Raw genomic sequence first — 11,810 nt, forward strand, 5'->3', positions numbered from 1 at the left:
TGAGGTCTCTTCTGATTTGTTAGCGCAACCAGTAGATCACACTTCATCGTGCCTTTCACTTTTTCTGGGGATTCCTCTCCCTCCGGGGAGAGGGGAAAAGAGCGCACCATTCACCCCGAATTAATATGCTCCTTACAATACCGTCGTTTCCAGGCCGCGGGCGTAATGCCGGTGTGCTTGCGGAAAATCTGGCGAAAATAACCCACATCGTGAAAACCGCACTGCTCCGCCACCTCTTTTAACGACAGTGAATCCCCGACCAGTAACTTTTCCGCTGCCCGCACCCGCTGGCGATGAATGGCTTCGGTCAGCGTCAGGCGAAATGCCCGGCGATAGACCCGCCCCAGATAGTCGACATTACAGTGCAACTCTTTCGCCAGCACCGACGCCGAAATGGGTAAATGAAAGTGCGTGCCAATCATCTGCCGGGCTTTCCAGGCCAGCGCAATGCCGGGGTTATCGGCAGCCCGTTCACTGAGTGCGGAGGCGGATATTTGTTGCAGGATCAACAGTAAAATACACTCCAGCGCCACGCTGCGATGTACATTTTCCTGCTCATGTAAAAACTGGCGAAATAACCCGGTCATATATTGCGGATCGCTCAATCCGGTATGCTGCGGCAACATTAATACCGATTGATGTAATGATTTTTCCAGCGAAGGGGTTAATTCAAAATGCAGCCAGTAGAATTTTAAATCCGCCGGAAATTCACCAACGCCAACATGACGCCGTTGCGGCCAGAGAATAAGACTTTCACCGGCATTTACCCAAAAAACATTTTCCTCTTCCCGAATCGCTAATGTCCCCTTTTCCACAAAAATAACTTCCCAGGAATGAAGCGTCCGCGAGGGATGGCTCCCCACACCACGGGAAATAAAGAGCCCGCCATTTTGTACCCGGATCGGAAGTGTTATGGATAATTCGAGCATAAATATATCAATTCTCGCTATTTCGGCGCAGGAAAAGTCAATGCGTTATTGATTATCAATGAAAAAACAGGCTTACGCCGGATCGAAATCACATTTTCTCAATCAGGTCGGAATCGTCATCTTTTTGTACTTTTCCCTTCCCTTGTTGTGTACTGAATTCAATGCAAAATAAAAAGGTACTTTGCAAACTACAAAACAAAATCTGCCCCGAGCGGATTAATTCTGGAAACAAAATCTCCGAATACGTGAGGCGTTCTCCATGACTTCGACATTAATTTCAACAACCGATTCGGCGCAACAGGCGCTGGACGATAAATTATCCGTACGTGAAAAGATAGGCTATGGGCTGGGCGATGCAGGCGGCACGGTAATTACCTGTCTGATCATGAATTTCCTGACCTTTTTCTATACCGATATCTTTGGTTTAACCCCGGCGCTGGTCGGTACGTTGTTTATGGCATTACGTATTTTTGATGCTATTTCTGACCCGGTAATGGGGATTATTGCTGACCGCACCCAAAGCCGCTGGGGACGTTTTCGCCCCTGGCAGCTGTGGATTGCCCTGCCCATCGGCATTATCGGGGTACTGACCTTTACCGTACCCGATGCCAGCATGAACGTGAAAATTGCCTGGGCCTTTGGTACTTACCTGCTACTTTCCGTCGGTTATACCGCCATCAACGTGCCCTACTGCGCGTTAATCAACACCATGACCACCCGTCATCGCGAGGTGATCTCCTGCCAGTCCTGGCGCTTTGTGCTGTGCGGCGTGGCCGGGTTCCTGGTGTCTGTTGGTCTGCCGTGGCTGGTCTCCGCGCTGGGTCAGGGCGATGCGGCAAAAGGCTACCAGCTGGGTGTTGGCGTGCTCTGCGCCATTGCGGTGGTAATGTTCCTGTGCTGTTTCTTCTGGGTGCGCGAACGGGTGCCGCTGGAGATGATGGGCAAGTTCACCCTGCGGGAGCATATGGCGGGGCTGCGCAAAAATGACCAGCTGTTGCTGATGCTGCTGATGTCCTTCCTGCTTATCAACGTGTTTAATATTCGCGGCGGCGGCTATATGTACTTCATCACCTATGTGCTTGAAGGCAGCACCGGTTACACCTCGCTGTTTTTCACCATGGTGACCTTCGCCTCTATCCTCGGCTCGGTGATCGTTAACCCGCTGTCAAAGCGTATTGATACAGTGAAGCTCTACTACTACACCAATCTGGTACTGGCCGCGCTGTCGGTGCTGATGTGGTTCCTGCCCGTCGGGCCAGCCTACCAGGTGCTGTGGCTGGCGGTGATTCTCGGTAACGGGGTTATCCTCGGCTTCACCCTGCCGCTGCACTTTTCATTGATGGCATTTTCGGACGACTACGGTGAGTGGAAAACCGGCGTGCGCTCTTCCGGGATGAACTTCGCCTTCAACCTGTTTTTCATCAAGCTCGCCTGGGCCTCAAGCGCGGGCATCATCAGCCTGGTGTTTATCTTTGTCGCCTATCAGCCAGGCGCGGGGAATCAAACGCCTGCATCGCTTCAGGGCATCACCATGATGGAGACGCTGCTGCCGGCCCTGTTCCACCTGTTACTGGCGCTCTCCATCCGCGCCTGCAAGCTCAACAATCCGTTGATGGCGCGTATCGCTACCGATTTGCGTCAGCGTCATGTTCAGTCTTAAGGAGTCTGTAATGGAAGTCAGTCTGCATACCTTGAAAATCAACGATGCCTTTCTCGGCCAGTATCAACAGCTGGTGCGTGATGTCGTGATCCCCTATCAATGGGACGCGCTGAATGACAGGATTAGCGAGGCCGATCCCAGCCATGCGATTGAAAACTTTCGTATCGCGGCCGGGCTTCAGGAAGGGGAATTTTACGGCATGGTCTTCCAGGACAGCGACGTCGCAAAATGGCTGGAAGCCGTCGCCTGGTCCCTGTGCCAGAAGCCCGACGCTGAACTGGAAAAGACCGCCGATGAGGTGATCGAACTGGTGGCGGCCGCCCAGTGCGAAGACGGCTATCTCAACACTTATTTCACGGTGAAAGCGCCACAGGAGCGCTGGACTAACCTCGCCGAGTGTCATGAGCTCTACTGCGCCGGGCATATGATTGAAGCGGGCGTGGCGTACTTCCAGGGCACCGGAAAACGCCGTCTTCTGGAGGTGGTCTGCCGCCTGGCAGACCATATCGATACGGTTTTTGGCCCAGGCGTTAACCAGTTGCACGGCTACCCCGGCCACCCGGAAATCGAACTGGCGTTGATGCGCCTGTACGAGGTCACCGAGGAGCCGCGTTATATGGCGCTGGTAAACTATTTTGTTGAACAGCGAGGTACGCAGCCGCATTTTTATGACGTCGAATATGAAAAGCGTGGGCGCACTTCCTACTGGCACAACTACGGCCCGGCGTGGATGGTGAAAGACAAAGCCTACAGCCAGGCGCATCAGCCCATTTCGGAACAACAAACCGCCATCGGTCATGCGGTGCGGTTCGTTTACCTGATGACGGGGGTCGCGCACCTGGCGCGGTTAAGCCAGGACGAAGGTAAGCGCCAGGACTGCCTGCGTCTGTGGAACAATATGGTTCAGCGCCAGCTGTACATCACCGGCGGCATCGGCTCGCAAAGCAGCGGCGAAGCCTTCAGCAGTGATTACGACCTGCCGAATGATACCGTTTACGCCGAAAGCTGCGCCTCCATCGGCCTGATGATGTTTGCCCGCCGGATGCTGGAGATGGAAGCCGACAGTCAGTATGCCGACGTGATGGAGCGCGAGCTGTACAACACCGTGCTCGGCGGTATGGCGCTCGACGGCAAACATTTCTTCTACGTCAACCCGCTGGAAGTGCATCCGAAATCACTGAAGTTCAACCACATTTACGACCATGTGAAACCGGTTCGTCAGCGCTGGTTTGGCTGCGCCTGTTGCCCGCCGAATATTGCCCGGGTACTCACCTCGCTCGGCCATTACCTCTACACGCCGCGCGAGGACGCGCTCTATATCAACCTCTACATCGGCAACAGCGTTGAGATCCCGGTCAACGATAAGACGCTACGCCTGCAGATCAGCGGCAATTATCCGTGGCAGGAGCAGGTGCGGATTACCATCGATTCGCCGCAGCCGGTCGACCATACGCTTGCTCTGCGCCTGCCGGACTGGTGCGCGAAACCGCAGGTGCAGCTTAATGGCGCGCAGCTGGCAATGACGAATGTCCGCAAAGGTTATCTGCATATTCAGCGGTGCTGGCAGGAGGGCGATACCTTAACCCTCACTTTGCCGATGCCGGTGCGGCGGATTTACGGCAACCCGCTACTGCGCCATGTTGCCGGCAAAGTAGCGCTCCAGCGCGGGCCATTGGTTTACTGCCTTGAAGAGGCGGATAACGGGGAAGAGTTGCATAACCTGTGGCTGGGCGCGGATGCTGACGTCAGAGTCTTTGAAGGCAAAGGGATCTTCGCCCATAAGATGCTGATTCAGGCGCAGGGAACGAAGCGCACCGCGCCGGATGCCACGCAGCAGCCGCTCTGGCGTTACGACCAGCAGCCTGCCAGCAGTACGCCACAGACATTAACCTTTATCCCGTGGTTTAGCTGGGCGAATCGCGGCGAGGGCGAGATGCGGATCTGGGTGAACGAAGAAAGGTGATGAGCACAATTGATGGCCTACCGGCCATCAATTGCTTTATCGCTTATTTCAGCAGGCGAACCCGGCAGTTTTTGCCTTTGATTTTACCCTGCGAAAGCTGTTTGAAGGCTTTATTCGCCACCGCCTGGCGCACCGCCACGTAGGCGTGCATCGGGTGCATCACAATCTTGCCGATGTCGGCGCCATCAAGCCCAATATCCCCGGTCAACGCGCCAAGAATATCGCCCGGACGCATTTTGGCTTTTTTGCCGCCATCAATGCACAGGGTCGCCATCTCAGCCTCCAGCGGCTTGAAGCTGCTGCTGATAACCGGCTCTTTCCAGTCGAGGGAGAGGGCCAGCATCTCGCTAAGGATCGCCGCTCTCTGGGCCTCTTCCGGCGCACACAGGCTGATTGCCAGGCCGCTTTCGCCCGCACGCGCGGTACGACCAATACGGTGGACGTGCACTTCCGGGTCCCAGGAAAGCTCGAAGTTAATCACCATTTCCAGTGATTTGATATCCAGCCCACGCGCGGCAACATCGGTGGCCACCAGCACGCGGCTACTGCCGTTGGCAAAACGCACCAGCGTCTGGTCGCGATCGCGCTGTTCCATGTCGCCATGCAGAGCCAGCGCGCTCTGGCGCTGCTCATTCAGCGCATCGCAGACTTCCTGGCAATCTTTTTTGGTATTACAGAACACCACGCAGGAAGCGGGCTGATGCTTGCTCAGCAGGCTCAGCAACAGCGGAATTTTTTGCCGACGCGAAACTTCGAAGAACTGCTGCTCAACCGCCGGAAGGGCATCAACGCTGTCGATTTCAATGTTCAGCGGCTCACGCTGAAAACGGGTACTGATGGCGGCAATGCCTTCCGGCCAGGTCGCCGAGAACAGCAGCGTCTGGCGATCCGCTGGCGCATGGCCGAGGATCTCGACAATGGCATCGCTAAAGCCCATATCCAGCATGCGATCGGCTTCATCCAGCACCAGGGTTTTCAGCGCCTGCAGCGAGACGGTGCCTTTTTGCAGGTGATCGAGCAGGCGACCCGGCGTAGCAACAATGATGTGCGGGGCATGCTGGAGCGAATCACGCTGGGCGCCAAAAGGCACACCACCGAACAGCGTCAGGATTTTGATGTTTGGCAGGTAACGCGCCAGACGACGCAGCTCATTCGCCACCTGATCGGCGAGTTCACGCGTCGGGCATAACACCAGTGATTGCGTCACAAACCGGCCAGCTTCGATATGTTGCAGCAGGCCCAGACCGAAGGCAGCCGTTTTACCGCTGCCGGTTTTTGCCTGCGCGCGCACGTCTTTCCCTTCAAGGATTGCCGGCAGCGCCGCCGCCTGAATCGGGGTCATGGTGTGATAACCCAGCTCGTTCAGATTGGCGAGGAGTTCAGGAGGCAAAGCGTTTAAGGTTGAAAAGGCAGTCACGGTGTTATCCAGAAGTAGTGGCAGGCCGCTATGCTAGCAGACTCTGTGGGCCGGGTCAGCCAGGCAATACGCGGCGGGCCGCTTCGGCGAGAAACGCGCTGCGATTGCTGAACTGCGGGTTATCCTGCACAAAGAGATCAATTTTACATAGCAGGCGGCGAGGCAAAGTAATGTTGATGCGTTCAGCCCGACCATCGAACTGTTTCATATTGATATCCACCAATAGCCACTGCCCACCAACAAACTCATCTGCACGTTGTTTCAAATGCCGTTCAACCGGGTATGCCGCTGGCAGTACCTCACCCAACTCGCACAAGGTTTCAAAATGCGCGGTCAGTGCGCTCTGCGCATCCTGAAACGCCTCGTTCAGGCTGTCTCCCGCAAAAAAACAGCCGGATACGTCCGGAAAAAAACCACTGGCGCTGCCATCAGCATCAGAATGAATATAGGCCGGATAAAACATTTCTGGCTCCTGCGAATTAAGGTTTAATGCCTGCCTGCCGCCAGATTTGCGCCAGCGTGCCGGATTTGATGTCTTTACGAGGATGCGGAACCGTCACCAGCCCAGGCCGATGGGGGTGACTAAATTGATGATGGCTCCCCTTCGTTCTGATCAGAACCCATCCCTGTTTTTTCAATATTGTCATCACCTCTGCGCTGGTCACGTTCCTTGCTCCCACCCTGAAGTATACACACTATACACACATTAATTCATAGCGATCACATTAGCGCAGTAAAGAGCGGGTTTCATTGGGAGAAGAAGCATCCTGGGAAGAGGTACGCAAAAGTTTCCCTTCAGATATCACTCGGGTTGAATTGAGGTTCAGGGCATTACCTGGATTTACCGTTTTCCCGCTGGCATTAGCCATGTGTTGCGCATAAATTCATCACTTTTCTTTTATAGCATTAACGCTATAATCATTTTTTAGCCTGGATGCTATGGATGCAAGACATGTGGGAAGTCATAACAACGGAATTATTTGTTACGTGGTTTAAGCAACAAAGCCCGGCGTTGAAAGAAAATACCCTCGCCATACTGAAAATTTTAAGGGAAGAAGGACTTCGGTTGGGACGACCTTTTGCGGATACCGTTAAGGGTTCTAAATACCCGAATATGAAAGAACTTCGTATTCAGCATCAAGGCGATCCTGTTCGTGCCTTCTTTGCATTCGATCCGAAACGTAACGGCATCGTTTTGTGTGCAGGCGGCAAAACGGGTCTGAATGAGAAACAATTTTACAAAGACATGATTAGAATTGCTGATAAAGAGTTCTCGAAAAATCTCAACTCTCTGAAAGGGGATAAATAAATGCCAACTCTGGACGAATTGTTAGCAGAGCAAAGCCCTGAAAGCCTGGCGCGTATCAATCAAAAAGCCGAGGCACTGCGCATGGAGCTCACACTCTATCGACTGCGCGAAGAACTGGAGATCTCCCAGACTGAAATGGCACTGTCGATGGGCATTGCTCAACCGACTCTGGCACGGATGGAGAGAACCAGCAATGACCCGAAACTCTCGACACTCAAACGTTATGTGACTGCCCTGGGTGGGGAACTCAGCATTGACGTTAAGCTCCCTAACGGTAAACACATCGCGTTTGATTTATAGCCATTCCAGAAGGCCCACCTGCAGCGGTGGGCCTGGCCTGATTAAGTCGATTATCAGCAACCTTGCACTCAACCTTCGTTTTTCGTAAACAACGCCTTATCTCTCAGGATATGGTCGTTACCGCGACGGCGGGTGAAACCGATACGGTCGAAGTACTCGAGGATCTGGATAGCCAGCTTGCGCCCGACGTTAAGGGTATCGCGAAAATCAGCAGCGCTTGTTGAACCCTGTAATGGATCCCGGTCGCGGATCATGCTGGCAAAGGCCACAATCCGATCGTTGCGGTAATAACGATCTTTGACGATCGCCGTAATTAACCCCTGTTGCGCCGCCTGCCGTAACACACCGCGCATCACCTGCTCATCCGCTCCCGTTTCTCGCGCCATATCGCGTACCCACCAGGGCTCATCGCCGAAAAGCGCCTCCGCACGTTGCCATAGAGCCGCCTGCTCCGGGGTGAAGCCGGCTTTATGACCTGGTAAATGCAGCCAGCCGTGGTGGCTGTGAATATCACCGTGCTCACGCATCTGCTCAATCAGCGTGAGCACCAGCGCTTCGTCTTCCATCGGCAGCGCCATACGCCGCAGGCGCTCGCGTCCGGGGCCTGGTTCATCGGCATGCTGTTCATGATAGGTCGCAAGCGTGGTCAGCAATTTACGCTGCCAGTTAGCTCCGATCGGCGCATTCAGCAGGTTATCCCCGGCACGAATAAAACCCGGTTCATTGACCAGCGCCTCAAGCCCGGCGTCATTGAGCTGCCGCGCCCAGGCAAAGGCCGGGAGATTGACCGCCCCACGCTGCAGGTGTACCGCCAGCGCCTGGGCATCGCTTTGCGCCTGCGATAACGCGCCAAGCCACTGTTGATACTCCGGCTTACGCTTACCTCGGCGTGGAGGATGCAGATTAACCACCCGCGCACCCGCCAGTGTCTCGCGGGCAGAGATGTCGCGCAGCACCAGCCGGTCGTTGTCCGCCAGCCACAACGGCGTGTCCAACACCAGCTCAGCCAGAGAGTTATCGAGCAGGGAAACGCGCCCGGTAATGTGGCTGGCCGCATGGTGAATATGCAGCGGCTGCCACTGGGTCAGCGGCGCGTGGGTTTGCAGCGCCACAATAACCCGTTCTGAAGGCTCCGGCGGCGTGGCTGAGAGCAACCAGTCGCCACGGGTCAGCTCTACTTTCTGCGCATCCCCGGCAATATTGAGCGCAATACGCTGCCCGGCATGGGCCATTGCTACGGGTTGATTTTGCGCATGCAGACCGCGTACGCGCATCGGTTTATCCGCGCCGGTCAGCCAGAGGGTATCCCCCACCCGCACGTCCCCCGACAGCGCCGTCCCGGTGACCACCAGCCCGGATCCTTTGACGGTGAAGGCCCTGTCCAGCGCCAGGCGAAAACGCTGATGCTGCGGGTGGACGCGGGCAGAAAGCCGCAACAGGTGCGCACGCAGCTCATCGATACCGCGCGCCTGCGTAGCCGCCGTCACAAAGAAGGTCGCATCCTGCCAGCCAAATTCCGCCAGTACGGTCTGAATCTCTTTGCGCACCGCGTCGATACGGGCATCATCCACCCGATCGGCTTTGGTCAACGCCACCGTTAACGCCGGGTTGCCGGTCAGTTGCAGAATGGCCAGATGTTCGCGGGTCTGGGCCATCACGCCGTCGTCGCAGGCCACCACCAGCAGCGCATGGTCGATACCCCCGACGCCCGCCAGCATATTGGCGAGAAATTTCTCGTGACCCGGAACGTCAATAAAGCCCGGCACGCTGCCGTCCGGCTGCGGCCAGTAGGCATAGCCAAGATCGATAGTCATGCCACGGGCTTTTTCTTCCGGCAGGCGGTCGGCGTTCACGCCGGTAATCGCCTGCAATAAGGTGGTTTTACCGTGGTCGACATGCCCGGCAGTGGCGATAATCATTTCAGCAACATCTCCAGAAAACGGGGTTCATCCTCAAGGCAACGCATATCCAGCCATAGGCGGCCAGCGTAAATGCGGCCAATCACCGGCTGCTCCAGCGTGCGCCATGCTGCGGCCAGCGCTTCCAGCCGACGCCCACTGCCATCAATCGGAGTAAAGGTCAGGGCCGCGCCCGGCAAACGGTCGACGGGAAGCGAGCCGCTGCCAATCTGCGACTGACACGCTTCCACCTGCAGGCTGAAGTGTTCTGCATAGCGCCCGGCGAGGGCGGCCTGCAACCGCTGCGCCTGACTGCGAATGTCATCTTCTGTCCGGGTGAGTAACCGCAGCGTCGGCAGATTTTCACGCAGTTTTTCCGGATGCAGGTAGAGGCGCAGAGTGGCATCCAGGGCGGCGAGGGTCATTTTATCTGCCCGTAATGCGCGCTTGAGCGGGTGAGACTGAAGCTGCTCAATCAGCGCTTTTTTGCCAACGATAATCCCCGCCTGCGGGCCGCCAAGCAGCTTATCCCCTGAGAAACTGACCAGACTGACGCCTGCGGCAATCAGCTCCTGTACCAGCGGTTCTTTCGCTAATCCGTACTGGCTAAGATCCACCAGCGAGCCGCTGCCTAAGTCGGCAATCACCGGCACATTCAGCTCTTCGCCCAGGGCGACCAGCTCGGCTTCCTCCACCGTTTTGGTAAAGCCTTCAATGTGATAGTTGCTGGTATGCACCTTCATCAGCAGGGCGGTATTTTCATTCACCGCCTGACGATAATCTTTTGCATGAGTGCGGTTGGTGGTGCCCACTTCCTGCAATACGCAGCCAGCCTGGCGCATCACGTCGGGGATGCGAAACGCGCCGCCAATCTCCACCAGTTCACCACGGGAGACCACCACCTCTTTACCGCTGGCGGTGGCTGCCAGCATCAATAATACCGCTGCCGCATTATTGTTCACGATGCAGGCATCTTCGGCCCCCGTCAGGCGACAGAGCAGATCCGCCACCGCCCGGTCACGGTGACCGCGACCGGCATCATCCAGCGAATATTCCAGGGTAACCGGCGCGCGCATGGCCTGAGCAACAGCGTCAATAGCGGTCTGCGACTGCAACGCCCGCCCGAGATTGGTGTGCAATACCGTCCCGGTGAGATTGAAAACCGGACGCAGTGCGCTGGCATTCTCGTCAGCCAGTCGCTGATAAGCCGCCTGCGCCCAGTTATCGCTCCAGTCCGGCAACGCCTCATGGGCGCGAATATTCGCGCGGGCGTCATCCAGCAACTGGCGCAAAGCGTCCGCCACGCGACGGTGGCCAAAAGTGGTCAACAGGGGAACGAAAGCCTCGTCACGCAGCAGGCGATCGGTTGAAGGTATCTGACTGTACAGCGACTGATGTTCCATGTTTATACAATAGCCCTGGCTGAGGGTTGCCCCTCCCGCCGGGAGAGGGGTTTAACGTAAGGAGGATTGTACAGCGACTTTTTTCAGGCGGACATAACGGGTATCAAGCCTTAGGCGGTTCAGTACGGGCAAAACTCTCGCGCTGGAACAGGTTTTCGACCAGTTTGACCAACAGTGGCCGGTCAACGCACCAGCCAGGCGCAACGTGGCGGAAGTTGAGGTAGCCAATGGCGCAGGCAACGGAGACGGTCGCCAGATCAAGCGCGTCCCCGCGCAGCAGGCCTTCGTCGAGGTAGCGCTCCAGGCAATCGAGGCTATGATTAATTTTCTCCCGCTGGCGCTGGCGCTCGCTTTCTGACTGCTGGGCTGCCGGGCGGGCTGATTCGCGCACGGAGATCAACGCCGCATCCATAATGCCGTCCGCCAGGGCTTCAATCTGACGCATTTTCAGCGCCGCGAGTGGATCCTGGGGCAGCATAGCCGGAGCAATATTCAGCAACTCGATATATTCAGCGATGATCGGCGAGTCGTACCAGACGTCGCCCTCGTCGGTGACCAGCGCCGGAACTTTACCCAACGGGTTGTAATGCATCACGTTATTGATTGCGTTATAGGGCTGTTCGTTCACGAACTCAAAGGTAATGCCTTTTTCCAGCAGGATAATGGAAATTTTGCGTACAAACGGGCTGGTGTAACTGCCAATCAGTTTCATTGCCTTCTCCTTGTCGCCAATTGTCGCCAGCAAAGCCCTAAGTATGTACCACCCTGAGTTGAAGGACAGCACCCGTTTCATAATTGTGAAAACTTATCTGGCTATGTTAGGCAGCACGTCGCATGTATCGCGCGGGGTGTAAGATAATTAAGTCCGGTAAACCCCCGGCTTTGCCGGGGGACTCCGAAAGGTTTGACCTTTAAGTCAGTCGCGCGAATC

11 protein-coding genes are annotated in these 11,810 nt (G+C 56.0%); 4 read left to right on the top strand and 7 right to left on the bottom strand.

Annotation, left to right across the window (positions count from 1 at the left end):
* Positions 1-110: 110 nt before the first annotated feature.
* On the bottom strand, positions 111-929 hold the full coding sequence (locus ACSZO4_RS21920; RefSeq protein ID WP_437891170.1) for a helix-turn-helix domain-containing protein: 819 nt from the start codon (positions 927-929) through the stop codon (positions 111-113).
* 259 nt (positions 930-1,188) lie between these two features.
* Between ACSZO4_RS21920 and ACSZO4_RS21925 the strand changes: the two genes are divergently transcribed.
* Together ACSZO4_RS21925 and ACSZO4_RS21930 are read left to right on the top strand one after the other, a co-directional pair.
* Positions 1,189-2,589 (top strand): MFS transporter, encoded by a 1,401-nt coding sequence (locus ACSZO4_RS21925; RefSeq protein ID WP_437891171.1) that lies wholly within the window; start codon positions 1,189-1,191, stop codon positions 2,587-2,589.
* A complete protein-coding gene (locus ACSZO4_RS21930) occupies positions 2,576-4,552 on the top strand; it encodes a glycoside hydrolase family 127 protein (RefSeq protein WP_437891172.1) in 1,977 nt (658 codons plus the stop codon). Before ACSZO4_RS21925 ends, ACSZO4_RS21930 begins: the two co-directional genes overlap by 14 nt.
* A 43-nt stretch (positions 4,553-4,595) precedes the next feature.
* Here the strand turns inward: ACSZO4_RS21930 and dbpA are convergent, their stop codons facing one another.
* The 3 genes from dbpA to ACSZO4_RS21945 are packed head-to-tail and all read right to left on the bottom strand — an operon-like array spanning position 4,596 to position 6,616.
* Positions 4,596-5,969: an ATP-dependent RNA helicase DbpA gene (gene dbpA / locus ACSZO4_RS21935; protein WP_437891173.1), complete on the bottom strand. Its 1,374-nt coding sequence runs from the start codon at positions 5,967-5,969 to the stop codon at positions 4,596-4,598.
* A gap of 55 nt (positions 5,970-6,024) precedes the next feature.
* Positions 6,025-6,432, bottom strand: coding sequence for a type II toxin-antitoxin system HicB family antitoxin (locus ACSZO4_RS21940; protein WP_437891174.1), 408 nt, complete (start codon positions 6,430-6,432; stop codon positions 6,025-6,027).
* A gap of 16 nt (positions 6,433-6,448) precedes the next feature.
* Positions 6,449-6,616, bottom strand: coding sequence for a type II toxin-antitoxin system HicA family toxin (locus tag ACSZO4_RS21945; RefSeq protein WP_437891175.1), 168 nt, complete (start codon positions 6,614-6,616; stop codon positions 6,449-6,451).
* A 305-nt stretch (positions 6,617-6,921) separates the two neighbouring features.
* Here ACSZO4_RS21945 and ACSZO4_RS21950 point away from each other — a divergent pair, with 305 nt between their 5' ends.
* Both ACSZO4_RS21950 and ACSZO4_RS21955 read left to right on the top strand, forming a co-directional pair.
* Positions 6,922-7,278 carry a type II toxin-antitoxin system RelE/ParE family toxin gene (locus ACSZO4_RS21950; protein ID WP_437891180.1) on the top strand — a complete coding sequence of 119 codons (357 nt, stop codon included), beginning with the start codon at positions 6,922-6,924 and terminating at the stop codon, positions 7,276-7,278.
* Complete coding sequence (locus ACSZO4_RS21955; protein ID WP_437891176.1) at positions 7,279-7,578, top strand: helix-turn-helix domain-containing protein; 300 nt, start codon at positions 7,279-7,281, stop codon at positions 7,576-7,578. It begins immediately after the preceding gene.
* Between the two features lie 68 nt (positions 7,579-7,646).
* Here ACSZO4_RS21955 and selB read toward each other — a convergent pair whose 3' ends face one another.
* From selB to ACSZO4_RS21970, 3 genes are all read right to left on the bottom strand, one after another.
* Positions 7,647-9,497 (bottom strand): selenocysteine-specific translation elongation factor, encoded by a 1,851-nt coding sequence (gene selB, locus ACSZO4_RS21960; RefSeq protein ID WP_437891177.1) that lies wholly within the window; start codon positions 9,495-9,497, stop codon positions 7,647-7,649.
* Positions 9,494-10,879: an L-seryl-tRNA(Sec) selenium transferase gene (gene selA / locus ACSZO4_RS21965; RefSeq protein ID WP_437891178.1), complete on the bottom strand. Its 1,386-nt coding sequence runs from the start codon at positions 10,877-10,879 to the stop codon at positions 9,494-9,496. The genes selB and selA overlap by 4 nt, the downstream gene beginning before the upstream one ends.
* A gap of 103 nt (positions 10,880-10,982) precedes the next feature.
* Positions 10,983-11,591 carry a glutathione S-transferase gene (locus ACSZO4_RS21970; RefSeq protein ID WP_437891179.1) on the bottom strand — a complete coding sequence of 203 codons (609 nt, stop codon included), beginning with the start codon at positions 11,589-11,591 and terminating at the stop codon, positions 10,983-10,985.
* Between the last annotated feature and the right edge of the window lie 219 nt (positions 11,592-11,810).

It is taken from the genome of Phytobacter sp. V91 (genome assembly GCF_965644225.1).
In the GTDB taxonomy this organism is placed as follows: Bacteria; Pseudomonadota; Gammaproteobacteria; order Enterobacterales; family Enterobacteriaceae; genus CBFFRJ01.